We start from the raw sequence: 25,183 nt of genomic DNA, 5'->3' as shown, positions 1-25,183 counted from the left end.
AACGCATTGATTTTCGCCTGCTTACCACAAAGAAGGAAAAACCCCGTTTTTTCCTTCTTTGTCAACAATCTGAAGAGGGCAAAACAGAGTTTTGCCCTCTTTTAATAACACCGCCAGGGCGCTGCTTTGATCGCCGTTAATAATTTGTCCGGCTTTTCGGGCCGAAAACGTCGTTTTGTTTATACAGAATATAACGCCACAGCAGCTCAACCATACGGCTTCGGGCCATATCCGGACAAGCCAGCGCTTTGCTGCTGCGAGCGCGCAAATTTTCCAGTGGCGTGTCGCTCTGCTTCAGCGCAGCATGTTAATCTTCCCTCGGATAATAATAAACCTGGTGAAAGTGATGGAAAACTTAGCATTTAACTGGTCTGAAGCATTTGGCGAATATCCCGGAGATACTCTTGACAGGGCCAGGCACGCCTGTTTCCTGACGCAATATTTATCGCAAAAGGGTAAAGACCAAAGTTATGTCCTTAACCTCAACGCCGCATGGGGCACAGGTAAAACCTGGTTTCTCCAGCGCTGGATGAATGAAATCAGGCATACTTTCCCAACTGTCTACATTAATGCCTGGAAGACCGATCACGCTAAAGATACTTTTCTCGCAGTCGTCTCGGAAATAAAAAATCAGCTTATTTCCGGGACGGACAAACATTTCATTCAGAGCGCCGGTTTCAAACACTCCTGGATGTTAATGAAGTCGGTGGCGCCGACGCTGTTCAAATCAATAATTAAGAATAAAGCCGGCGTCGATATTGAAGCGCTGGGTGAAGGAGTGATAGATCCCGACGCCGCAGGCGATATCACTGAAAAACTTGTTGAGACGCTTATCTCATCCCACCAGGCGGCAGAGAGATCCGTTGAAGAATTTAAAACCGCCATTAGTCAGTGGCTTGAAGCCGCAGTCGTGCAAAACGCACGGCGTTATCCGCTGTTTATTTTTATTGATGAACTTGACCGCTGCCGCCCAACCTATGCCATAGAAATGCTGGAGACAATAAAGCATATCTTTGATATGAAAGGCGTTGACTTTGTTGTCGCCACAGACAGAGAACAGCTCCAGCACGCAGTGCGGGCCATTTATGGCGCTGAGTTTGATTCACAGCGCTATCTGGAGCGCTTCTTTCAGCGCTCGGTCACGCTGCATCGTCCAACTACAATCGACTTTATACGCAATATCGTCAGCCAGACTTTCGACTATGAAAAACTTTATCAACACGCGGACGCGCTCGGTTTAAAATATAAAAGCACTGATGAGTTAATATACTATACGCATATTTTTTCCTACATTGCCGATGAGCTTGAAGCCACGCCGCGGGCGATAAAAAAATGGCTTGACCGTATTGATGCTGTATTACTGAGTAAAGCTACTGTTGATATTATTTTTATCGCCTATCTTCTGGCGCTTTATAGCTTTGCCCCTGTCACGTATAAACAGTTAAGAAAAGATTATGACCTGTACGATGCCAAAAACAAGCCCAACCTTATCGGAAAGTTAACAAACTATAATTTGAACATCGTCTGGAAATATCGCTTTGACTATACCGGAGATAACCTCAATCATTATGCTGACAGGTTAAATCGGACAAGGCAGTATAATATTAGCCTCCATCTTTATTGCGACTACTATTTAAAGCAGCTTAAACGATATGATAGCGCTGAGGAGTATTACACAGAGTTTATGAGAGTGGTGATGCAAAAACTGACGAGCGATGATCCTGATTCAGGCTTTGCAGGCCTGTCCGGCACCTCACGCTATCAGACGCCGCTGGCGCTGGATTTACTTGTCCATAAAAAAATCAATCGTGACAGGATGTCGCTGCATAAATATTTCGATCTCTGCGAACTGGCAACGACGCTTGACTGAAAGCAGCGGCGCGCTATGTTTGCCCATCCGTATGGATGGGCATAAACGCTCAGTAATAGCCTCTTAAGTACTCCGCCAGGCACAAAATCGCCATCGCCTGGCCATAGGGCATAGAGGTGCGGGGAATATTGCGATAGAAATCTAAATCGCTCCCCATACCGGTGCCAAACGATACCTGTAACAGTTCGCCGTCGTCAGAAATATTCTCCACAACGCCGCGCACCGCTTTTTGCGCGACTGCCGCATACTCCTCACTGATATAGCGCTTGCGCACCGCTTTCATCAGGCCATAGGCGAATCCAGCGCTGGCGGAGGCCTCGGTATACGCCTGCGGATCGTCAAGCAGCGTGTGCCACAGGCCGCTATCATCCTGGCAGCGCGCCAGCGCCGCCGCCTGGCTTTCCAGCACCTGAATCAGCCAGCGCCGCACGGCATTATTCTCAGGCAAATCCACCAGCTCAAGAAAATCCGGAATAACCATTGTCAGCCAGCTATTGCCGCGCGCCCAGCGCGCCCTGGCAAAATTGTGGTTGCCATCAAAGCTCCAGCCGTGGAACCACAGGCCGGTTTCTCTGTCCATCAGGTACTGTACGTGTACCATAAACTGGTAAGCCGCCTCTTCCACATAATCAGGCCGGTTAAGCAGTTTGCCGATTTTCGTCAGCGGCAACACCGTCATCATCAGCGTGTCATCCCACAACTGCTGGTTATTTTCCTCAGCCAGCGTTACGTGCTGCATACCGCCCGCCTGCGTGCGCGGCATTTGATGCATCGCCCACTCAGCCCAGCTTTCAAGCCACACCAGCAGTTTCGGATCGCGCGTTTCTTCATAGCGGTAAGCCAGCGTCAGAAACGGCGCCATTGTATTGACGTTTTTCGTCGTCGCGCCTTCAGCAAAGCGTTCTTTAAACCAGTTGTCGATAATATCGCGCATTTTCGTATCGCCGGTCTGGTGATAATACTGCCAGATGCCGTATAGTCCGACGCCGTGAGTCCACTCCCAGCCCGCCCAGCCTTTGGTATCAATCACCCGCCCGTCATCCAGGCGCAGCAAAAACTCTCCCGTTTCATCGCGGATAGCAACCAGATTATCGGTCACTCGGTTAATCAGCGCTTTTAGCGCATCGCGGGTAATAAAGCGCTCTGGTTGGCGCAGCAGCGGGCTGTGTTTTACGGGATAGATCTTCATCAACTTAACCTCTATCTAAGGACGAATTCAGGACAGGCGCGGCATTCAGGCGCGGCGCGGCGGGCTTGTGGCGGTTCAGATAGCCAATGTTGTTATTGCCCCACAGCGACTCATATGGCATACCCGCCAGTTGCTCTACCGTAGCGCGCGCTGCGGGCGTAATATTTTCCGGCGTGATACGGCCGGCGACGCGCATTTTTTCCGTTTCCTGGCGCAGTACGCCATGCGTATGCAGATTGAGTTTAAAACGCAGGGAAATCAGAAAGCCGATACAGAGCACCGCCACGGTGCCAACGCTAAGAATCAGCAGGATGGTGTGGCTAACCGCAGGCGGCTGGCTGCTCTGGCCGGAGGTAAATCCGGACAACTGCATAACAATGCCCACCAGCATAACCGCCCCCGCCTGCGATGCTTTGCGCGTCAGCGTCATGATCCCGGCGAAAATGCCCTCGCGACGCTGGCCGGTTATCGCTTCATCGACATCAGCGATGTAGGTGTAAGTGTTCCAGGGCACATAATTGATACCGCCGCGTCCCAGGCCGGCGAAGGCCGAGATCAATACCAGCAGAGACATGCTGTCGCTCATACCGGCATACCACAGTCCGGCGTAGGCCAGCGAGCTAAGGCCGAACAGCACCACCACCATGCGATAAGACGGCGCCGGGCCGAAGCGGATACACAGCGGAATCATTGCAATAACCGCTACAAACTGAAGTATCGCCATCGTACCGAGCAGGCTGGACGCGACGGAGGCGCTTTGCATCAGCACAAAGACAACGTAATAGGTAAAGACGGCATTAAAGACATCCTGTGCGATATAACCGCCAAGATACATACCGAGATGCTGGCGGAAAATGCGAATGCGCAACGTTGACGTAAGCTCTGTGTTCAGGCGTTGCAGACTCTGGCGCAGCGTCAGCGATTTCTTTTCTTCCTCGGCGCGCAGTTGTTCAGCCGTCCAGGCTTCACGCGGGCGCTCCCAGGTGAAAAACCACACCAGCGTCAGCACCACCGCGCACAGCGATGAAAATACCAGGCTTGCATAAAAGAAAGAGATCGCATTTTCCTTGCCGAAGATATTGAGCAAAATACCTGGCAGAAAAGCGGCAAGAATAGCGGAGAGCTGGGCCAGCGCAATGCGCGCGCCGGAAAAGCGCGTTTTCTGTTTGAAATCGTCAGTCATTTCTGGCGCCAGCGTCTCGTAAGGCACCAGAATCATGGTATAGACCACATCAAAGACCAGATACGTTAAGAGGTAATAGATAAACCCCATATCGCCAACCCACATCAGGCTGTAGCTGAAAACCAGCGGAATGCCGAGCAGGATAAAGAACTTACGGCGACCAAAACGCCGCCCCAGACGCGTTGAGCCGAAGTTATCGGTCAAAAAACCCATCAGAGGGCTTACAACGGCATCCAACACCCGCGCCGCTGCAAAAATAAACGTCGCCTCAACGGGCGACAGCCCGCAGAACGTTGTATAAAAATAAAGTAGCCAGGCCGCCGTCAGCGCCGTTGTACCTGCGCCGAGAAAATCTCCCGACCCGTAAGCCAGGTAATTTACCAGGCCAATTTTGCGTGTTTTCATTGCCACCACCCTTGCTGAATTTCAACCGTGGGAATGCCTCACAGCTAAAGTAAAAGCACAGCGGCGCAGAAACCTTTGCGTTTTTGCCACGCATGCAATTTTTTGGCAAAAATACAAAAGGTGAAGATACCGAATTCACTTATTTATAAAACAGTGGTTTGAAATTATAGAAATTATTATTTCAACTATTATGACACGGTAAGAAGCGGCAGCCTCATTCGCTGACGGCGCTCTTACCACAGGGGAGCGTGGGCATGCTCATCTCCAGCAGATGAGGCAGGACGTGGCTGTAACGGATATAAAATCGCTTCCCGTTTATTGGTCCGAAACCAGCGGGTGATAAAACGGCGAAACGCAGTAAACCAAACGTCGAAACAGGAAACCCGAGAAAAAAAGCCCCGTAAAACGGGGCAAAACAACAAAAGCCGTTCGACCGGCAAGGTACTACGCGCATCTCTGCGCGCTGAGGTTAAGACCGTTACTGCACAAGCTCGCGCAGCAGCGTGAACGCCTGGGGCATCTGCTCTTCACTCACGACAAAAGCGCGAAGCTGTTGCTCGCTATCATAGCCTTTTGCCACCAGCCCTTGCGAGCCGGCGAGGATCTGCCAGTTAAGATCGGCGCGGCGAGTCTCCCCCGCCAACTGTAACGGCAGCTCTGGCGTTTTGATTTTTACCAGCATTGGCGGCAGCGTCAGGCGCGCCTGCTGGCCGGTCAAATTTTTTGCCAGCGTCATGGCGCTCAGTTGAATGGGTTGCAGGAATGGCATCAACTGGCCGTTAATTTCCGCGCAGTCGCCCAGCGCATAAATGTGTTCGTGTGATGTGCCGAGCGCGCCATCAACCACGATGCCGCGATTCACCGTCAACCCGGCGTGTTGCGCCAGGGCCGTGCCGGCGCGCAGGCCGATAGCCGCTATCGCTTCGTCCGCTTCAATACGGCGGCCGTTTGCCAGTACTGCCGTCAGCACGTCACCGTCGCGTTGCAGCGCGGCTAACTGCTGGCTGAGTATAATCTCCACGCCCATTTCACTCAGACGACGCTGAAGGCGCGCGCTCACTTCCGGCGGCATCAGCGAAGACAGCAGCGAAGCGCTATTGTCCACCAGGGTGACCTGCTTACCGGCGCGGCAGAAGTCCATCGCCAGCTCGCAGCCAATCAGGCCGCCGCCAAGGATAAGCACCCGCTGCGCTTTGCGCAGGCGGCTTTCCGCCGCACGATATTCATCCTGGCTATTGAGCGTCAACATCAGTTCATGCCCCGGCACTGGCGGCAGCAGCGCGCTGGATCCGGTGGCCAGCACCAGGCTGTCGTAGCGCCATTGGCGATCGCGACTCTTCACTATGCGCTGAACCGGATCGATGTCGGTAACCCAAATTTTGGGAAATAACCGCACGTTAAACTGCTCGGCAAACTCGCCGGCCCGCTGGCGAGTCATGTCGTCGGCGCGCTGGTTGTTGCTCATTACATGGCTGAGATCGGGCTTGTTGTACTCATCAATGCTGTCGGCGGCGATCATCGTCAACGGCATTTCAACGTCGAACTTGCGGATATTTTTCACCAACTGACGGGCGGCAAAGCCCGAACCGATAATGACGATACCGTCGCTCATTTCGCCTCCGATGCCAGTACGTCGAACACATCTTTACCCAGCGAACATTCCGGACACAGGAAGGCGTCCGGCACTTCACTCCACGGGGTGCCAGGCGCCACGCCCTGCTGTGGTTCCCCCTGCTGCGGATCGTAGATCCACTGGCAAACGCTGCACTGCATTTTCGGGCCCAAATCGGCGCCAGCAGGCTGCCCGGCGTCGGCGGCGGCAGGCGCTGCTACGGCTGCGGTTGCACACGATGCCTGCGGCAACGGCGCGAGCGCCCACTGGCGTGCGATATCACGGCCATGCTGGCGACACAGCGCCAGCGCATCGCTATCCGGACGCCATTTCGCCTTCAGGCTCAATGACATTTCAAAGCCGGCATCCTGCAGGCGTGTGGAAAGCCGGTCAACCGCACCGCCGCTCCAGCCGTGAGAACCAAATGCGCTGGCGCGCTTGTTGCGAAAACGCAGGCCCGTCATCTCCTCCACCAGCCCGGCGACTTTCGGCATCATGACGTTGTTCATGGTGGAAGTGCCTACCAGCACGCCTTTGGAACGAAAAACATTCGTCAGAATTTCATTTTTATCGTGGCGCGCTACGTTAAAGATTTTTACCGCCACGCGTGGGTCAACTTCGTTGATGCCCTGAGCGATAGCGTCCGCCATCATACGCGTGTTGTTGGACATGGTATCGTAGAAGATAGTAATGCGATCTTCCTGGTAGTCGGCGGCCCACTTCAGATACAGCTCAACAATCTGTGTCGGGTTGTCGCGCCATACCACGCCGTGCGAAGTGGCAATCATATCTACCGGCAGGTTGAAGCCCAGAATTTCAGTGATCTTCGGCGTCACCAGGCGGCTAAACGGCGTCAGGATATTGGCGTAATAGCGCTGGCACTGCTCGAACAGTTCCGCCTGGTCTACTTCATCATTAAACAGATGCTCATCACAGTAGTGCTGACCGAATGCGTCATTACTGAACAGCACGGCGTCACCGGTCATATAGGTCATCATGCTGTCCGGCCAGTGCAGCATTGGCGTCTCTACGAAAATCAACTGCTTGCCATTGCCGATATCCAGCGTATCGCCGGTTTTAACCACATTGAAGTTCCATTCCGGATGATGGTGATGGCCGTTAATGGAGTCAATACCATTTGCGGTGCAGTAAATCGGCGTATTCGGAATGCAGGCCATCAGTTCAGACAGCGCGCCCGCATGGTCTTCTTCAGCATGGTTGATAATGATATAGTCGATATCGTTCAGGTCGATTTCGGCACGCAGGTTCTGCACAAAATCACGTGAGAATTTATGATCCACGGTATCAATCAGCACGTTCTTGCCTTCGCGGATCAGGTAGCTGTTATAGCTGCTGCCCTTAAGCGTTTTATACTCGGTGCCATGAAAATCACGGACTTCCCAGTCGCGCTGACCAACCCAGTGAATATTGTTCTTAACGTGAATAGACATCTTTAACCTCGGTCGCTATTTTATGAATGCTTACCGGTTAGATATCAAGTTACGTGCCAACTTTTTATTTAACTGATTTTTATATGTTTTTTTATTTACCCGCCGTTTGCCATAGTCTTAATGACTAAGTTAATCGGTGTCATTAAGACACTGTAATTGTCTTAATGACTATGAGGAGCGCCACCATGAGCCTGTCTATCGACCTGCTTGCCAGAATTGCCATTGAGCTACAAAGCGGCATAACGCACGAGGACCGTTTCCAGCGCCTGATCGGCACGTTGCGCACTATGCTGGCCTGCGACGCCTCCGCGCTACTGCGCTATGAACAACATCAGTTTCGCCCACTGGCTATTGACGGACTGTCAACAGACGTCCTCGGCCGACGCTTTGCGCTTTCCGCGCATCCACGGCTTGAGGCTATCGCCCGCGCAGGCGACGTAGTGCGCTTCCCGGCTGACAGCTCATTGCCCGATCCTTACGATGGCCTTATCCCCGGCCAGGAGGCGCTCAAAGTACACGCCTGCGTCGGGCTGCCGCTATTTGCCAGCCAGACGCTGATAGGCGCGCTGACGCTGGATGGCATGAACCCTACTCAGTTTGACAGTTTCAGCGATGACGAGCTTCGCCTGATTGCCGCGCTGGCGGCAGGGGCGCTCAACAATGCGCTGCTCATTGAGCAGCTCGAAGGGTATAACGGCCTGCCTGCGCCGCGTCAGGTGAGCGGCGACGCCTCTGAGAGCGAGATGATTGGCCTGTCTGCCGGAATGATTCAACTGAAAAAAGAGATAGATATTGTGGCGCCGTCGGATCTCAACGTATTGATAAGCGGCGAAACCGGTACAGGTAAAGAGCTGGTGGCGCGCGCCATACACCGCGCCTCCGGGCGCGCCGATAAACCGCTGGTTTACCTCAACTGCGCCGCGCTGCCGGAGAGCGTGGCGGAAAGCGAGCTGTTCGGCCACGTAAAAGGGGCGTTTACCGGCGCTATCAGCAATCGCAGCGGCAAATTTGAGATGGCCGATCAGGGAACGCTGTTCCTTGATGAAATTGGCGAACTGTCGCTGCCGCTTCAGGCTAAGCTACTGCGCGTTTTACAGTACGGCGACCTGCAACGCGTGGGCGATGACCGCAGCTTGCGCGTCGACGTGCGGATACTGGCCGCAACCAACCGGGAACTTAAACAGGAAGTGCTGGACGGTAATTTCCGCGCTGACCTGTTTCATCGCCTGAGCGTTTTCCCGCTATCGGTACCGCCACTGCGCGAGCGCGGCGATGATATCGCTCTGCTGGCGGGTTTTTTCTGTGAGCAGAGCAGAATACGACTGGGGCTGTCAGGCGTAGCAATCAGCCAACCGGCGCTAACGTTGCTGCGCCAGTACCACTGGCCCGGCAACATTCGCGAACTTGAACACGCTATTTATCGCGCTATTGTCCTTGCGCGCGCCGCACGTCCAGGCGATGACGTATTGCTTGAGCCTGGCAATTTCGCACTCAGGCCGCAGGCGGCGATACAACCGGCTCAGCCGCTCTCTGTGTCAAAACCTGCCAGCCCGGGCGTTACGCTGCGCGAAGCGACGGACGATTTTCAACGCCAGACGCTGCGCGCTGCGTTAAAACGCAGCGGCGGCAACTGGACCTCCGCTGCGCGTGAACTGGGGGTCAATGTCGCAAATCTGCACCGGCTGGCCAAAAGGCTGGGGATCAAATAAGCCTGCACAAGGGAACAGGCGTTATCTCCCACAGGCTGCCTGCGGGCGGCGATTCGGCCAGCCGGATCGCTGGCCGTAATGCGTCAAAGGACAGGCAGCGTACCGGTTCTCTTAAGCAAGCTTTGGAAATGTCGCCACTTTGTCGCGCAACTGGCTTGCCTCAGTGCGGGGCGCGATAGCCTTTAGGTCGCGAAGAAACGTCTGTTGCCAGCAGTTAATATCGTTACGGCGCACCACATCCAGCATTTCGCTATGGCGCGACAGACGCTCAGTAAGCGGCATTGTCAACGCTCTGTGTAGCGCACTGGCCACGTCATCGCGATCGTAGGGGTTAACGATCAGCGCCGACGTCAGCTCCTGGGCCGCTCCGGCAAACTGCGACAGCACCAACACGCCCGGGTTTTCCGGATTCTGCGCCGCGACATATTCTTTCGCCACCAGATTCATGCCATCGCGTAATGGCGTGACCAGCCCGACATCTGCGTAACGATAGATTTTCATCAACAGTCGTCGATCAAAATGTTGATTCAGATAGTAAAGCGGCGTCCAGCCAAGCTGACCGTATTTGCCATTAATCCGCCCTGCCTCGGTTTCAAGCTGATGCCGGATATCCTGATAAGCCTGTACATCGCCCCGTGAGGTCGGCGCAATCTGGGTGTAGCGGATTTTTCCCCGGTGTTGAGGATAATTTTCCAGCAGGGATTCAAACGCCAGAAAACGTTCCGGCAGCCCTTTCGAGTAGTCCAGCCGTTCCACGGAAAAAATATTGCGGATGCTGCCTAATTCTTTTTTCAATTCCGCCAACTTTGGCGGCAGCGCTTCAGCGGCTTGTTCGGCAATCTCATCGGGTTCAATACCGATAGGATACACAGCAGAGCGGAAATATTTTCCCCAGGCGCTGTGGCATGCCTCGCTATCGGTGGACAGGCGAGTTTGCGAAGCCACGCACTCAAGGAACGCCACGCGATCGGTTTCTGTCTGAAAGCCCAGCAGATCGTAATCGCAAAGCTGCTCCAGCAGCGCGTCAGACGGGGGTAACGCGTTGAAGATTTCCGGTGTTGGAAACGGAATATGCAGGAAAAAACCCATTCGGTTCGTGACGCCACGTTTGCGCAACTCATGGCCAAACGGTAAGAGGTGATAATCGTGAACCCAGATAATATCATCGGGTTTCAGCAACGGTCGGAGCTTTTCAGCCAACAGGGCATTAACGCGCTGGTAGCCCTCCCAGGATTCGCGCTGGTATTTCACCAGATCAAGTCGATAGTGAAACGCAGGCCATAGCACTTCGTTGGAGAACTGGCAGTAATAGCGTTCGTAATTCTCTTCGCTCAAATCAAAGGATGCCCAGGTAATATTATCGTGCGAATGCTTTTTTAGCGGGGCCTGCTCATCGCCAATTTCGCCGCTCCAGCCAAACCACAGGCCTCCTGCCGCCTTAAGCGCGCCCAGTATCCCAACAGCAAGCCCCCCTGCGCCGCTCTTCTTTTCCTCCGGCGGCGCAATACGATTAGATACCACGATTAAACGACTCATTGCCTGCCCTCCTCAAAGGTAAACGATTTAATTCTTGTTCGAGTTGGTAGGTAGTTTGCTCCAGCCAGTGATAAACGGCCTGGACATCCTGCAGCCGTTGCTGCGCGCGGCTCTCGCCTGCGCCAATTTTAATACTCACGCCATTAAGCTCATTGACGATGTCAAACCCCGCTTCGTCCGTCAAATCATCCCCTAAAAAGACGGGCCTGCGCCCGGCAAACGGCGCTTCATGCATAAAAGCCGCGATAGCGGAGCCTTTACTGATGCCCGCAGGCTTGATTTCCACCACACTCTTGCCTGGCTGAAGCGACAGGCCGTCATGCTGCGCGACCAGCCGGTTGGCAAGTTGGATAATCGCAGACGCATGCTGCGGCGCTTGCCTGTAATGCAGCGCAAACGCCATGCCTTTTATTTCAAGCCGCGCGCCGGGGAACACGCTCAGTTCTTCTACCAGATACCGGCTAAGCTGCTCTACCAGCGTCGGCGCCAGATTAACGCGAAGGACTTTTCCACTGATATCGCGACGCTCTGCGCCATGCACGCCAGCCAGCGGCAAATGCAATGGGGCGGCTAACCTGTCCAGTTCAGCCATTGAGCGCCCTGAAATCAATGCTACAGCCCCGTCACATAAGCGAGCCAGTTGACCAAGCCTGTGCCGCACCGTTTGTGGAATAACCACCTGCTCCGGTTGCGGTTTGATTTCAGCCAGTGTGCCATCAAGATCGAAAAAAAAAGCGTAAGACCCCGGGCGCAGAGGCGGTAAGGATGTTGCTTCTGTCACCAGCTGTTTCCTCATAAATGGTGATGGGCAGCAGAGCGCCGCCCATCTGTTAACCCTATAAGTATAGTCAGCGTGACCCGGGTCGCCATTTTTAGCGGTGTTATGCATATATCACGATGCAAATTAATCGGGATTACCCTTTGGCCATTGAGCAAAACTAAACCAGACGCGCCGGCAAAACCCGAAGTTAATATTCAACACAGCATAGCCGGCAAAACCATTCTAAATAGCTCTTTTTAAAATTAAAAATAACGCAAACCTTCTGCTAACGGCTGCGGCTTAAAGACAAGTAAAATCAATAAAGCTGGATCAATTAACAGCCCCGGTAATTGATCCAGCGCATAATTTGAAGGTTTCAGCATTTAAATATTCATTAACATAAGTTAAAGCATCCTGGTCGGCGCTTATTTAGTTAACTTTAGTTAACGCCGTTTGCGTCAAGAAATAGGTTTCCCCTAAAATTAGTGCTGTCTATACCTGTTTGTCCTTTAGAAAATACCGAATTATTAATTCGGATATACTGATAACATAACTGCGATATCGGTTTAAAAAGAAAATTAATACTATGTTTAGAAAGGATATATTTATATAACACTCAGACGAAGGCGCATTTTAAACTGTAAATCCTTATAAAATGAGACTTTCCTCAGTATATATTTCTCGTTAAAATCTCTTCGTTATTAATTGGCGAGCGGCAAAATTTAGGATATTTTCTCAGTAACAGCAGGCAGTTTTAAAAAAACCGTTTATACTACAATAAGGATATTCATCATGTCGGCGTCCAGAATCGTGCAGGAATTGAGTACGCAGGTAGAGCTTGAATACCTTTCTTCTCAGCGATATTTACTTTTGAGCAAGGGGTGTCTCAATCGCAACATGGACCATTTGTCAAATTTTTTTCAAACACGGGCTCAGGAAGGCGTAACGCGAATGGCTCACTTATTCCATTATATGAAGAATATTGGCGCAATCCCCTGCCCTGACGAGGCCGAACAGCCCCACCTTTCCGAATTTTGCCTTGATGAGCTTTTCGAGCAAGCCCTTCAGGGTTTACGCTTACGCCTGATGCACCTTTCTCAACTAAAGCGCACGGCACAGGAGATGGGCGATTTTTCCACAATGGCTTTTTTACAGCAGTTGTTCACTCAATATCGTCATGAACGCGACTGTATGCTTGAAATGCAGCAACAAAGAGCGGGTATCAACCTGCCATCGCCCTCAGGACGCGCCCGGGGCAGCTCAGTGTATGAAACGGCTTAAGTCCGCAGCCAAAATTTATCCAGGCGACCAACGTCCGGAATTTTTCAGATTTTATATTACCCTGTACGCCTGCTATTCAGAACGCTCGCTTAATTAACGAAAAAATCTCTATTGCAACTTACCAAACCTGTTATGCCGGAAATAAGTACAACACCCTGTAATAACGGATAGAGAAAAATGAGTAAGACACGTAAAGCCGGCGGCCTATAACTATTCCAGCCAGTTAGTGCTGAAATATTCCATGACGCGCCGGTTTTAAGTAAATAAATTCTTTTAAGAATATAAATTTTAGTGCGCCTCTTCACTGCGCGTAAATTTTAATTCAATAAGCGCAATCGCTTTTTGTATTGCTCTATTCGTGATGGGATCGGAGGCTACGCCACCGGCGGAAAGATCAATAGATTTTAGCTGACCCGCCATTTTTTCGCGCACCTCTACAGGCGCGATAACATCAATAACATCCAGAATTTGTTTAATCACCAACGGGCAAGCCACCACATCGGATAAAATTTCTTCATTTTGCGTAAGTTGCTGAGACATCAAGAATTCCTGTGATAAGTAAGGACACGAATACGGCTCCGCTCTACGTAAAAAAGTACGTGGGCAAAGCGCGCCGGTACGTCTGTCCGGCGTAAACACGAAGGCGTTTACCGTCCCAAAGCAGACACCGGGCATGTATTATAACGTTTAGCCCTCAACAAATTTCATTCGTTTAAGCATACAGCCCTCTTTTTCCGGCCCGTCACGCAGAAGGTTTTGCTTCTTTTCAGTACAGTGAGCAACCGGCGTTGTTTGCAGCCTTATCCGTCTGGCATTACAGAGCGCCTGCCCACTGGATTTGGCTTAAAAAGCGAAACCAGCGAGGATGAAAAGCAGAACGCCGGGAACAGGTGTAATAGCGGTTTCTTAAGATTACCGTTCACTTAAAGCCCGCTGGCAAAGGGAAATTCAGCAACGTTAAACGGGTAAAGAGACGTTGTAGTTAGCTGATTAAACACAAAACTATATGCTGCGGCCGGGTAAAAAAAGTACTGCGCCAGGAAAAACCGGGATCGTGCGGTTGCCACAACCTCCTCAGGCGTGACGCCATTGCACAAAGGCCTGATGAAAAATCCGGGCGGCACGCCTGCGCTTCATTCAGCGCAGGGCAGACAGTAGCAAAATGGCAGCTTATCAGGGAAAGTTAAAAGCCTGGGGTCGCGCTCCAGCGTATATGGGGAAAAGTAATTGCCCGGATAATGCGATGGCTGAAAGCTTTTTTAGCACGCTAAGATCGACATGCTTTTATTGGGTGAAGGCCAGAAATAACAGTAAGTTAAAGGATGGCACTGACGGAAGCCGCCCCTATTACAACCATGAGCGTATAGCCTGAGTTCGCCAGAGTGCCGAACCCAGGCCCTGAAAACATGACTGCCCCGCTTTATGGGGTCAGCCCATACCAAACCTCAATATGGCATGGTTTTTTGCATTAACGGAAATCGTTATTCACAAACATGCTTAACTGACCGGTATTAGGCGCAGGATGCCGCTTTATGCGTTACGGGGAAAGGCAAAATACGCTTTTTTGCAGTTGCCAAACGCGCCGAAACAGGCCCGTCGCAATCAGGCCAGAATATTGCGAACAAACGCTACAATTTCCGGATCCCGGGCATTCTCAAAGAAACACTGCTGGAAACGCTCGCCAGAAACCGCCGTTTTCACCAGCGACGGCTCGATAGCACGCAGCGTATCCAGGTAGTTATCCTTCACAACCGCTGCCTTCACCTGATTCAGAATCCCGGCGTTGCGCACCTGGGGCTCTTTTCGCTCCGGTGGGTAACCCTCCCCCCGGCAGCCGCTGAAGGCTTTTTCAAAGATAAAGCGTATATTCAGCTCGGCCCCCCAGCCAAAACCTTTTGCAAACGGCAGCGACAGCGCGTTACCGTTATTGATTTGGCAAAATAAATACGCATCAGCCGGATCGATACAGTAGCCGCATACTACGCCGGGATGTATATTCAGCGACATCAACGCTCCTTGCCCTGTGCCGCAGCCGGTCACGACAAAATCCACCGCTTTTGCATTAAGCAAAATACTTGCCATAATGCCCAGGTGGATATAAGTCAGGTGATGATCCTGCTCGTCGCACATTCCTACATTGTAAACCGGGTATGTTTTCTCACCGGCTACGGCCTGTAATTCACGTAAGACGACGGCGTTTTTTGCCGCCTGACTGTTTTCCATCATCAGCGCAATTTTCATTCTACATCTCCAGCTCGGCTTGCGGACCATCCGCAGATAGTGTCATTGTGCTCCCACCATACCTTTCTGATGAAATGAATTCAAATAAAATGAAAAGCCGTTTTATAAAATAATCGCTGTGATTGTGCCTTATCGCCGGATGCCTGACGTAATCCCTACAGACGTCGGTATTTCATAGCGTTATTCCGCCGATAGACCGGGCCAGAAGCGTGTTAGGCTCAGTAAAAAACCACAAACTGAGATAGCACGATGAAAAAGCACCTGTTCGCTGTGGCCATTATCATTCTGACCGGCTGTACGTTCAAAAAAGAACCGCAAATTGCCGATAGCGACGCCGTCAGCGGCGTAGTACGCCTGAGTTACAGCACAGTACCGCTACTGTATGGCGTGTTTGATGAAAACGATGCTAAAAAAACCGCCGCATCCCAGTGCGGCAAGTGGGGGTACGCCTCAGCACAACGTTATGGCGATCTCATACATACCTGTTCGCTCTACAGTGGCCCCATGTGCATGAAAGAAACCGTTACGCTGGAATATCAATGTGGTCTGAAAATACAGGATATGGCACGTTAATTATCCCGCCAGCATTACTATTTTTTCGCTGGCCTTCTGATTAATAATAAGAATAATTTTCACTTTTATTTTTAACCCGGAAATAAATACCGTGATACTTTTATTATTTGATAATTCCGCTTTTGTTTTTTGTAACATAACAGTAAAGTAGCTCAGCCTGCTTTTTTAAAATTCACGGGAGAGAATATATGTTGCAATCAGATATGATCGATAAACTCAATGCGCAAATGAATCTGGAGCTTTACTCATCGCTGCTTTACCAGCAAATGAGCGCCTGGTGCAGCTATCACAGCTATGAAGGCGCAGCCGCCTTCCTGCGCCGCCACGCCCAGGAAGAAATGGCCCACATGCAGCGCCTGTTTGATTATCTGACCGATACCGGCAATCTGCCGCGAATCGAGGTGCTGGCGTCGCCCTTTGCAGACTATTCCTCTCTCGATGAGCTGTTTAAAATAACGCTGGAACACGAGCAGCTTATTACGCGTAAGATTAATGAACTGGCGCATTTCGCAATGACCAGCCAGGACTATCCAACCTTTAATTTCCTGCAATGGTACGTCTCAGAACAGCATGAAGAAGAAAAACTATTTAAATCTGTGCTGGATAAACTCGCAATGGTCGGGAAAAGCGGTGAAGGTTTATATTTCATCGATAAAGAGCTGGCAACGCTGGAATAAATAACCGCCTTCACTGAAGGCGGACAGATTATTGACAAAGAAGGAAAAAGCGGTTTTTTTCCTTCTTTGTGACAAGCAGGCGAAAAACAATGCTTTGATTTCCCCTATTTTTTATTGTATTTCATCCCTTCCTGTCCGCGACAGGATGGGGGGTTGTCAGCAGTCTCCGGCTTTATCGTTCAGTATTCAAAAACGGCACAGACAATACGATATTGTCCATGCCACGGTACGTGAGAAGCTTTTTGAAAACTGCAAATGCTTCATTACCTCTGTACGTTCCAGTTTCGCGCCCATGCTCCAGCCCCATCAATAACGAATCATGTTTACGTAATGCGCTACGGTACGTTCTTGCTGGCTGCGTACAAATCTGATTTCCCGCAAAGCAGGCAGAAATTAACGGATAAAACCGACAGGAAATTATACCGCTCTCCCCAAGCCGCAGGCAGCCGGAAAAGCTGAATGGCAGACACAAAAAAACCGCCCCGAAGGCGGTTTACACGACACTGCTTTTCATTGATTTTATTACTTTTTCCTGATGGTGCCCGGAGTGGGACTTGAACCCACACAGCCAAAGGCCGAGGGATTTTAAATCCCTTGTGTCTACCGATTTCACCATCCGGGCTCGGGAATAAAGTGGAGGCGCGTTCCGGAGTCGAACCGGACTAGGCGGATTTGCAATCCGCTACATAACCGCTTTGTTAACGCGCCAAATTGGTGGCCTTTTCAGGCTGCGCCAGCCTGTTGCCGGCTGATGCTATAAACTGGAGCGGGAAACGAGACTCGAACTCGCGACCCCAACCTTGGCAAGGTTGTGCTCTACCAACTGAGCTATTCCCGCGCTATCAGCAATGCTTAATTGCTTGATTTCTTTATCATCTGGCAAACCATGCTGCCGTTCGATGCGATGCATTCTACTTACCTGACGCACCGAGTCAACGAAATTTTCGCACTCCTTAACTCATTTGCTGAATTTTGCGTCGCTTCAATCAGGGTTCGAGCAAATCGCCGCGCGCAGCGCTTAAATATTGAAACATTGACCAGAAGGTCAACAGCGCAGCGATAAAAAATAGCGAAATGCCGGCATACTCAACCCAGAGATTGGGCCGCCACAGCATACCAATTAGCGCCAACATCTGAGCGGTTGTTTTGACCTTCCCGATCCAGGATACCGCCACGCTGCTACGTTTGCCGATTTCAGCCATCCATTCACGCAATGCAGAGATAATAATTTCCCGTGCGATCATCGTAGCGGCCGGCAGCGTTACCCACCAGCTATGGTAGTGCTCTGCCACTAATACCAGTGCGATAGCGACCATCACTTTATCTGCAACCGGATCGAGAAACGCGCCAAATCGCGTGCTCTGATTCCAGCGACGCGCCAGAAATCCGTCAAACCAGTCGGTTACGGCCGCGAAGCAAAAAATAAACGCGCAAAGAAACGGCGCCCAGGGAAATGGCAAATAAAACGCCACAACAAAAAAGGGAATCAAGACGACGCGGAAAAGCGTGAGCAATGTCGGAATATTTAGTTGCATATGGCCGGGTAACTAGCTGTCCTCAGTAGAAATTATCCCTATGTTGCTACATAGGCTTCAATGTTTCAACGAGTAGTAGATTTTTTCTGCCAGCGCCCTTGAAATACCAGGCACTTTTTCAATCTCTTCTATACCGGCATTCTTTAGCGGCTGCAGTCCCCCCATGTATTTAAGCAACATCTGCCGCCGCTTTGGCCCAATCCCTTCAATCTCTTCCAGCGTACTGGTATTTTTGACTTTAGCACGTTTTTTACGGTGCCCGGTGATGGCATGATCGTGTGACTCATCGCGAATGTGCTGTATAACATGCAGCGCGGGAGAATCCGGCGGCAGAGCAAACCCTTCGCCTTCCGGCTCCAGAAACAGTGTTTCAAGCCCCGCTTTGCGATCCGAACCTTTTGCTACGCCCAATAACAGCGGGTGCTGTTTATCCCATGATACATCCAGTTCGCTGAAAACTTTTTTCGCCTGCGCAAGCTGCCCTTTGCCACCATCGATAAGTATTACATCCGGGATCTTGTTCGCATCCATCGCCTTTGCGTAGCGGCGATTAAGCACCTGACGCATAGCGGCATAATCATCCCCGGGAGTAATACCGGTAATATTATAGCGACGGTACTCCGCGCGCAGCGGGCCATCGCGGTCAAACACAACGCAGGACGCCACCGTCTGTTCACCCATAGTGTGGCTGATATCAAAGCATTCCATGCGCTTTACCTCAGGGAGATTTAGCGCCTGAGCCAGCGCCTGCAAGCGCTGTGTGATAGTGGTGTGTTGCGAAAGTTTTGTCACCAACGCTGTCGCAGCGTTGGTGCGCGCCAGTTTCAGGTAACGGGCGCGATCGCCGCGTGGACGCGTCTGAATGTTAACGTGCCGCCCTGCCAGTTCGCTGAGCGATTCCTCCAGCGCGCTCTTATCCTGTAGCGCAAAGTCGAGCAGGATTTCGCCCGGCAGCGTACGCAACTGACTGCCCTGCAAATAAAACTGGCCGACAAAGGTTTCCACTACTTCCGGCAGCGCCGTACCGCCCGGTACTTTCGGAAAGTAACTGCGGCTGCCAAGGACTTTACCCTGGCGAATAAACAGCACGTGTACGCAGGCCAGGCCCGCATCGAAGGCGACGCCGATAACATCAAGGTCATCGCCGCTATTAGAAACAAATTGTTTTTCAGTGACGCGACGCACGGCCTGAATCTGATCGCGTATACGCGCTGCGTCCTCAAACGCCAGCTCGCGGCTGGCAATTTCCATACGCTCTACCAGACGGTTGAGCACCTGATCGTCTTTGCCTGACAAAAACAGACGCACGTATTCAACCTGTTGCGCATACTCCTCTTCCGTAACCAGCCCAGCCACACATGGCCCAAGGCAACGACCGATCTGATATTGCAGACAGGGGCGCGTACGATTGCGATAAACGCTATTTTCACACTGGCGCACAGGAAAGATTTTTTGCAACAGCGCAAGCGTTTCACGCACGGCATAACCGTTCGGAAAGGGGCCGAAATATTCGCCTTTCGCATGTTTCGCGCCGCGATGCATCGCCAGGCGCGGATGTGTATCGGCACTCAGGAAGATATAAGGATAAGATTTGTCATCACGCAGTAGTACGTTGTATCGCGGCTGATAGAGCTTGATATAGTTATGTTCAAGCAGTAGCGCTTCCGTTTCGGTATGGGTGACCGTAACATCAATATGCTGGATTTGCGCCACCAGCGCTTCCGTTTTACGGCTGGCGAGATTACTGCGGAAATAGCTTGCCAGGCGTTTTTTTAAATCTTTGGCTTTGCCTACGTAGATAACTGTCCCCTGAGCGTCATACATTCGGTAGACACCGGGTTTACTGGTCACAGTCTTCAGAAATAGCTTCGATTCAAAAACTTCACTCACTGATTTGCCAGAGTCTCCGCGCTGCACAACCCATGACGTATCGCCAGATGGGTCAACTCAACGTCGCCGCTGATATTCAGTTTACTGAACATGCGATAACGATAACTGTTCACCGTTTTCGGGCTAAGGTTGAGCTGCTCGGAAATCTCATTCACCTTCTGCCCTTTGGTTATCATCAGCATAATCTGCAATTCACGTTCAGACAAACTGGCAAACGGTGACGCGGTTTTGGCGGGTTCTATCTGGCTGAGCGCCATCTGTTGGGCAATATCGGAAGCAATATACCGCTGCCCGGCATGAACAGAGCGAATCGCATTCACAACTTCCTGAGGGGCGGCGCCTTTACTCAGATAGCCTGCCGCGCCAGCCTGCATCACCTTAGCCGGCAGCGGGTTTTCAGTATGAACCGTAAGCATAATGACCCTGGTGTCACTGCATGCACGAGCAATCTTACGCGTGGCTTCAAGCCCGCCGATGCCCGGCATGTTCATATCCATCAGGACGACATCAACAGGCGTGCTGCGACAAAACTTCACTGCGTCTTCGCCACAACTGGCTTCGCCAATGACTTTTATGCCTTTGATGTCTTCAAGAATGCGGCGTATCCCTGCGCGCACCAGTTCATGGTCATCAACAAGAAAAACGTTGATCAAGAATATTTCTCCAGAAAAGGGATAGCGCTACTGCTAGTTCGTCTGCCATATATTAACGTTTTTCAAATCATAATTAAAACGTAAAAACATCCGCTGATACCATGTCAGTTTTTAACGGCAAATAAAATTTACAGCCGCACGCCATCCGGATACGCCCTTACGGAAACAAAAATAAAGTTCTTTGTCAAAGACTATCACTAAGTTATCCGTCTTCCCTGGCAACATTTAACACTCTTTATCGCGTTCACCCTTCATCCCTCACTAATAAGTAACGCACTTTCAACCAAATTGAAACAACAAATTAGTCGAAATATTGGCTGTAAACTAAACTTAGTGCTTAATGATTCACAGTAACGCTAACCGCTAATTGCAGTAAAAATGAACGCAAATAGCCTCGCTTCGTAGTTTGTTATACTTCGCATAAGTTTGGATCGTCAACACATGCACAGAATGCCCTGACCAGCACTAACCCAGTGAACCGCCTGATTTTACAGCGTTAACAGCGCCTGGCAGCGGGTTATTGTCAGCGCTGTGAAAATAATGATGCTTCAGCGCCTTAAGCGGTTGAGCCAGGCAGATGCCGGTAAGGTCGTCATGGATGGCAGGAAAAGGACTCGCTCACAGAAAAAACGAATCGCAAATAGCAATTTTTACTAACGCCATCCGGTAATTTAAGCTGGCTTTTCGTCCATCGCCTCCGTCGGGCGGGGTATTGTCATTCAATATTATTATTTCGCATAACTATTCATTAATTGAATTCATTCATAGTAATTATGGTAGTGATAATTCTATATTCAACTTTTATAACGCAGGGTGATGCAATTACAATTACATCTATATAGGATGATTCAACAAAATTTCGATAAGTCCCATTAACATCCTCCTCCAGTCGCCAACATTAAATCAGTACTTTTCACTTTGTAAATGTGCGACAAAATTACTTTTCTGCGCATGGGTACTTTTACATATTCCCTGAATAATGTTCTAAAAAGTACAGCAAATTGTTCAGAAAAAAGCCGCCAGAACGGCGGCATCAGCTTGTTGATAAAAGAAAAAAAACGCGGCATTGCCTGGCTTTTAGCGATTATACGCAAATCAATCTATTGATTTTACTCTGTTTATACCCCATGCCTTTCAGACCGGGGCGGTTTGGCCCGGTTTTGACAGCCGTCTCATGCCGCCAGAACGGCGTCGCGGCTTTATTGCATAAGAAATTTTTCCAGAAATTGTTGTGTACGCAACTGCTGAGGCTCAGAAAAAAGCTGCCTGGCTGGCCCCTGTTCAACGATACGCCCCTGATCCATAAAAATAGCGCGATCGGCCACATCGCGAGCAAAACTCATCTCATGCGTCACAATCACCATTGTGCGTTTTTCCTGCGCTAGCTGACGTATCGTGCTCAGCACCTCGCCGACCAGCTCCGGGTCCAGCGCAGATGTCGGCTCATCGAACAAAATAACATCCGGGCGCATCGCCAGCGCGCGCGCAATGGCCACACGCTGCTGCTGGCCGCCGGAAAGTCGGCGCGGATAACTTTCTTCCCTGTTCTGCAACCCTACTTTTTCCAGCAGCCCACGGGCGCGGACAATGGCTTCAGCTTTTGGCTCCCCCTTCACCACTACCGGCCCTTCAATAATGTTCTCCAGTACAGTACGGTGTGGAAACAAATTAAAGTTCTGAAAGACAAATCCGACGTGCTGGCGTAGCGCGCGTACCTGCGCCTTCTGCCGCCCCAGCGATTGTCCGGCATCAATCAGGATGTCGCCGACCTGGATTGTGCCGCTGTCCGGCTGCTCCAGCAGATTAATGCTGCGTAGCAACGTTGTTTTTCCTGAACCGCTTGGGCCGATAATAGCAACGACCTCTCCTGGCGCCACCGACAGATCAATACCGTGCAACACGCGCTGACCGTTAAATGTTTTCACCAGTTTTCTGACATCTATCGCACTCATTTAGGTTCACGCTCCTGGCGGTTGAGCTGGTTTTCAAAGTGGTTTTGCAGCGCAGAAAGTACCGTTGCCATGATCCAGTAAATCAGCGAGGCGGCAAGGTACATGGTAAAGACCTCAAGCGTGCGTGACGTTATCAACTGCGCCTGTCGAAACAGCTCCGGCACCTGGATCGTTGCTGCAAGCGAAGTATCCTTCACCAGGCCAATAAAACTGTTGCTCAGCGGCGGCAGCGCCACGCGTCCAGCCTGCGGCAAAATGGCGCGACGCAGGGCCTGCCACCGCCCCATGCCCAGGCTGGCCGCCGCTTCCCACTGTCCTTTATCAATAGAGGCGATAGCGGCACGCAGCGTTTCAGAAGTGTAGGCCGCCGTGTTAAGTGACAGACCTATCATCGCAGCGGGCACCGGATCAAGCTCAATACCGAACTGAGGCAGGCCGTAGTAGATCATAAAGAGCTGTGCAATCAGCGGCGTACCGCGAAAAATTGAAATATAAAAGCGCGCCAGCAGGGATAGCGGCCAGAAGGATGAGAGGCGCATCAGCGCCAGCACAAATCCCAGTATCAGACCAAAAAACATTCCCCCCAGGCTAAGCTGTAAGGTAAAAACCGCCCCCCGCAGCAAAAATGGCATCGAATCGATAACCAGTTGAAGGCTTTCTTGCATTGTTATGTATATTCCCGTTAGAGCGTTTAGTTTTAAACGTATGGATGATAGGCAAACAGGGCTGGCGCCCCACCCGTGTGTACAAAGATAAGCGGCCCGTCGCTGCGAAACCGCCCGCTAATCGCGCCGTCGATAAGTCCAGCCATCGCTTTGCCAGTGTATACTGGGTCGAGCAAAATACCTTCCAGCTCCGCCAGCAGCTTCACAGCCTGCGTACCAGCCTCATTCGGCATACCATAGCCTGGCGCAAAATAGTCATCCCACAACACAACCGGCGCCTGCGCTTTTATCGTAAGAGCAGCGGCAACCTGCTGTTGCAGCGCCGCCACTTTCGGCTGCTGCTGCGCCACGCTGCGTGAAACCGTCACCCCCACCAGCTCCACATCTGGCATCAGGTGTTCCAGCCCAACAGCCAGACCCGCGTGCGTACCAGCGCTACCGGATGCAACCAACACCGCAGCCGGGGCCAGCGCGCCTTCGCACTGCCGCGCAATTTCCTGCGCGCATTCCACATAGCCCAGCGCGCCCAATGCGTTCGATCCGCCTGTCGGCACCACATAAGGCCTGAAGCCCTGCGCTTCCAGCCGCGTTGCCGCTTCAGCCAACTGAGCGTCCGGCGCGTCCAGCGCATCAAGCATTTCCACCTGCACATTGAAGAGATCCAGCAGCAGACGATTACCGTTAGTAAGGTAATTCTCTGCCTGTGTCCCTATAGGGTTTTCCAGCAGCGCCACGCAGTGTAGCCCCAGTTTTGCTGCGACCGCTGCCGTCTGACGTACGTGGTTAGACTGTATCGCGCCTGCAGTGACCAGCGTATCCGCGCCTTCGCGCAGCGCGTCGGCCGCTAAAAACTCCAGTTTGCGTAGCTTATTGCCGCCCATAGCCAACGGAGTGACGTCGTCACGTTTAATATAAATTTCACGTTTAAGATAATCCGACAGGCGTGGCAAATAGCTTAACGGCGTTGGCGCGCCAATAAATTCCAGCCGGGGAAAGCGGGCAAGATGAGATAAAGACATAAATTCTCCATGTAAAGCAGCAGCGCTGGCCATATGTCAGTGCGCCACGGTCAGTTAAGAGGTAACAGACTGCTGCATAAACAATTGAAAAAGGCGCGTTTCCCTGCGCCTTTTTTCTCACATCAGGGTTATTTTGTAACGTCTGTACCAAACCATGTTTGCGAAATCTTTTCAAGGCTGCCGTCGCGCTTCATCTCGTCGATGGCATTATTCACCGCCGCCAGCAGTTCCGGGTTGCCTTTACGCATCGCTACGCCTGACTCCAGACGCGAGAAGGGCTCCCCCGCTGTCACCAGCGTATTGTGGGTCTTTTTCATCAAATCGAGCGCCGCCAGACGATCGACCAGGATCGCGTTAATACGCCCAACGCGTAAATCCTGATATTTGGTCGCATCATCATCATAGGTGCGCACATCAACGCCCTGCACATTTTCACGCAGCCACTGCTCATAGTTAGTCCCCAGACCAACGCCGACTTTCTTACCTTTCAGAGAATCAGGCGACGTAATGCTGGCCTCATTGCCTTTTTTTACCAGGGCCTGTATGCCAGAGACAGTATAAGGCGCAGAAAAATCATATTTCTTTTTGCGCTCGTCAGAAATCGTGACCTGGTTTATTACGACATCCACACGTTTCGCATCCAGGGAAGCGAGAATACCGTCCCACTTGGTGGTTTTGAAATCGGCTTTCACGCCAAGACGCTTTGCCAGGTCGTTTGCAAACGCCACCTCAAACCCCGTCAGCTTACCGTCATCCCCCTGGAAACTAAATGGCGGATAGGTGCCTTCCACACCAACGCGTAACGTACCGCGATCTTTTATCTGGCTAAGCAGTGAGTCTGCGGCAATTGCCTTCACGCTTGCGCCTGCCATCACCGCTACCGCCATCGCCGCCAGCAGCGACCGGCGGCCAAATTTTGCTAAATTCATTATTTATCCTCAGATACGTTATTTATTTTATATTAGCGACGGTTACGAACAAA

20 protein-coding genes and 3 tRNA genes are annotated in these 25,183 nt (G+C 51.4%); 5 read left to right on the top strand and 18 right to left on the bottom strand.

All coding sequences use genetic code 11. From position 1 onward, the window contains the following. Nucleotides 1–346 precede the first annotated feature (346 nt). Complete coding sequence (locus JJB97_RS00190; protein ID WP_238711763.1) at nucleotides 347–1,870, top strand: KAP family P-loop NTPase fold protein; 1,524 nt, start codon at nucleotides 347–349, stop codon at nucleotides 1,868–1,870. Nucleotides 1,871–1,919: 49 nt separating this feature from the next. On the opposite strand, the gene bglB is transcribed toward JJB97_RS00190, so the two are convergent. From bglB to norV, 4 genes are all read right to left on the bottom strand, one after another. Continuing rightward, nucleotides 1,920–3,059, bottom strand: a complete 1,140-nt coding sequence (bglB, locus tag JJB97_RS00185; protein WP_238711762.1) for a beta-galactosidase BglB — start codon at nucleotides 3,057–3,059, stop codon at nucleotides 1,920–1,922. 4 nt (nucleotides 3,060–3,063) lie between these two features. Next, nucleotides 3,064–4,647 carry an MFS transporter gene (locus tag JJB97_RS00180; RefSeq protein ID WP_238711761.1) on the bottom strand — a complete coding sequence of 528 codons (1,584 nt, stop codon included), beginning with the start codon at nucleotides 4,645–4,647 and terminating at the stop codon, nucleotides 3,064–3,066. Nucleotides 4,648–5,125: 478 nt separating this feature from the next. Continuing rightward, nucleotides 5,126–6,259: an NADH:flavorubredoxin reductase NorW gene (norW, locus tag JJB97_RS00175; protein ID WP_238711760.1), complete on the bottom strand. Its 1,134-nt coding sequence runs from the start codon at nucleotides 6,257–6,259 to the stop codon at nucleotides 5,126–5,128. After that, nucleotides 6,256–7,710: an anaerobic nitric oxide reductase flavorubredoxin gene (norV, locus tag JJB97_RS00170; RefSeq protein ID WP_238711759.1), complete on the bottom strand. Its 1,455-nt coding sequence runs from the start codon at nucleotides 7,708–7,710 to the stop codon at nucleotides 6,256–6,258. Before norV ends, norW begins: the two co-directional genes overlap by 4 nt. A gap of 185 nt (nucleotides 7,711–7,895) precedes the next feature. Between norV and norR the strand changes: the two genes are divergently transcribed. Then, nucleotides 7,896–9,419: a nitric oxide reductase transcriptional regulator NorR gene (norR, locus tag JJB97_RS00165; RefSeq protein ID WP_238711758.1), complete on the top strand. Its 1,524-nt coding sequence runs from the start codon at nucleotides 7,896–7,898 to the stop codon at nucleotides 9,417–9,419. Nucleotides 9,420–9,530: 111 nt separating this feature from the next. On the opposite strand, the gene otsA is transcribed toward norR, so the two are convergent. Together otsA and otsB are read right to left on the bottom strand one after the other, a co-directional pair. Further along, nucleotides 9,531–10,955: an alpha,alpha-trehalose-phosphate synthase gene (gene otsA / locus JJB97_RS00160; protein WP_238711757.1), complete on the bottom strand. Its 1,425-nt coding sequence runs from the start codon at nucleotides 10,953–10,955 to the stop codon at nucleotides 9,531–9,533. Beyond that, nucleotides 10,930–11,736, bottom strand: a complete 807-nt coding sequence (otsB, locus tag JJB97_RS00155) for a trehalose-phosphatase (protein WP_399197816.1) — start codon at nucleotides 11,734–11,736, stop codon at nucleotides 10,930–10,932. The genes otsA and otsB overlap by 26 nt, the downstream gene beginning before the upstream one ends. Before the next feature lie 771 nt (nucleotides 11,737–12,507). Between otsB and JJB97_RS00150 the strand changes: the two genes are divergently transcribed. Then, on the top strand, nucleotides 12,508–12,996 hold the full coding sequence (locus JJB97_RS00150) for a ferritin-like domain-containing protein (RefSeq protein ID WP_238711755.1): 489 nt from the start codon (nucleotides 12,508–12,510) through the stop codon (nucleotides 12,994–12,996). Nucleotides 12,997–13,284: 288 nt separating this feature from the next. Here JJB97_RS00150 and JJB97_RS00145 read toward each other — a convergent pair whose 3' ends face one another. After that, nucleotides 13,285–13,536: a DUF2766 family protein gene (locus tag JJB97_RS00145; RefSeq protein WP_238711754.1), complete on the bottom strand. Its 252-nt coding sequence runs from the start codon at nucleotides 13,534–13,536 to the stop codon at nucleotides 13,285–13,287. A 1,062-nt stretch (nucleotides 13,537–14,598) separates the two neighbouring features. Next, the gene (locus JJB97_RS00140) at nucleotides 14,599–15,237 is read right to left on the bottom strand and encodes an RpiB/LacA/LacB family sugar-phosphate isomerase (RefSeq protein ID WP_238711753.1); all 639 of its coding nucleotides are present in this window, start codon (nucleotides 15,235–15,237) and stop codon (nucleotides 14,599–14,601) included. 249 nt (nucleotides 15,238–15,486) lie between these two features. On the opposite strand from JJB97_RS00140, the gene yecR reads away from it, so the two are divergent. Together yecR and ftnA are read left to right on the top strand one after the other, a co-directional pair. Then, on the top strand, nucleotides 15,487–15,810 hold the full coding sequence (gene yecR / locus JJB97_RS00135) for a YecR family lipoprotein (RefSeq protein WP_238711752.1): 324 nt from the start codon (nucleotides 15,487–15,489) through the stop codon (nucleotides 15,808–15,810). Nucleotides 15,811–15,998: 188 nt separating this feature from the next. After that, complete coding sequence (ftnA, locus tag JJB97_RS00130; RefSeq protein WP_238711751.1) at nucleotides 15,999–16,487, top strand: non-heme ferritin; 489 nt, start codon at nucleotides 15,999–16,001, stop codon at nucleotides 16,485–16,487. Between the two features lie 536 nt (nucleotides 16,488–17,023). Here ftnA and JJB97_RS00125 read toward each other — a convergent pair. From JJB97_RS00125 to tcyJ, 10 genes are all read right to left on the bottom strand, one after another. Further along, nucleotides 17,024–17,109: transfer RNA gene (locus tag JJB97_RS00125), tRNA-Leu, on the bottom strand. Between the two features lie 12 nt (nucleotides 17,110–17,121). Then, nucleotides 17,122–17,195: transfer RNA gene (locus JJB97_RS00120), tRNA-Cys, on the bottom strand. Between the two features lie 54 nt (nucleotides 17,196–17,249). Continuing rightward, a tRNA-Gly gene (locus JJB97_RS00115) sits at nucleotides 17,250–17,325 on the bottom strand. A gap of 148 nt (nucleotides 17,326–17,473) precedes the next feature. Beyond that, nucleotides 17,474–18,022 (bottom strand): CDP-diacylglycerol--glycerol-3-phosphate 3-phosphatidyltransferase, encoded by a 549-nt coding sequence (pgsA, locus tag JJB97_RS00110; protein ID WP_238711750.1) that lies wholly within the window; start codon nucleotides 18,020–18,022, stop codon nucleotides 17,474–17,476. Between the two features lie 57 nt (nucleotides 18,023–18,079). Continuing rightward, nucleotides 18,080–19,912 (bottom strand): excinuclease ABC subunit UvrC, encoded by a 1,833-nt coding sequence (uvrC, locus tag JJB97_RS00105; protein WP_238711749.1) that lies wholly within the window; start codon nucleotides 19,910–19,912, stop codon nucleotides 18,080–18,082. Next, complete coding sequence (gene uvrY / locus JJB97_RS00100) at nucleotides 19,909–20,565, bottom strand: UvrY/SirA/GacA family response regulator transcription factor (protein ID WP_238711748.1); 657 nt, start codon at nucleotides 20,563–20,565, stop codon at nucleotides 19,909–19,911. Before uvrY ends, uvrC begins: the two co-directional genes overlap by 4 nt. Nucleotides 20,566–21,764: 1,199 nt before the next feature. Continuing rightward, the gene (gene tcyN, locus JJB97_RS00095) at nucleotides 21,765–22,517 is read right to left on the bottom strand and encodes an L-cystine ABC transporter ATP-binding protein TcyN (protein ID WP_238711747.1); all 753 of its coding nucleotides are present in this window, start codon (nucleotides 22,515–22,517) and stop codon (nucleotides 21,765–21,767) included. Next, nucleotides 22,514–23,182: a cystine ABC transporter permease gene (gene tcyL / locus JJB97_RS00090; RefSeq protein WP_238711746.1), complete on the bottom strand. Its 669-nt coding sequence runs from the start codon at nucleotides 23,180–23,182 to the stop codon at nucleotides 22,514–22,516. Before tcyL ends, tcyN begins: the two co-directional genes overlap by 4 nt. Before the next feature lie 32 nt (nucleotides 23,183–23,214). Further along, the gene (gene dcyD / locus JJB97_RS00085; RefSeq protein WP_238711745.1) at nucleotides 23,215–24,201 is read right to left on the bottom strand and encodes a D-cysteine desulfhydrase; all 987 of its coding nucleotides are present in this window, start codon (nucleotides 24,199–24,201) and stop codon (nucleotides 23,215–23,217) included. A 128-nt stretch (nucleotides 24,202–24,329) separates the two neighbouring features. After that, nucleotides 24,330–25,130 (bottom strand): cystine ABC transporter substrate-binding protein, encoded by an 801-nt coding sequence (gene tcyJ, locus JJB97_RS00080; RefSeq protein WP_238711744.1) that lies wholly within the window; start codon nucleotides 25,128–25,130, stop codon nucleotides 24,330–24,332. Nucleotides 25,131–25,183 lie beyond the last annotated feature (53 nt).

This window comes from Tenebrionibacter intestinalis, from assembly GCF_016632365.1.
Classification (GTDB): Bacteria; Pseudomonadota; Gammaproteobacteria; order Enterobacterales; family Enterobacteriaceae; genus Tenebrionibacter; species Tenebrionibacter intestinalis.
Note: the sequence above shows the minus strand (reverse complement) of the source record. Positions and strands in the feature narration are given on the sequence as shown.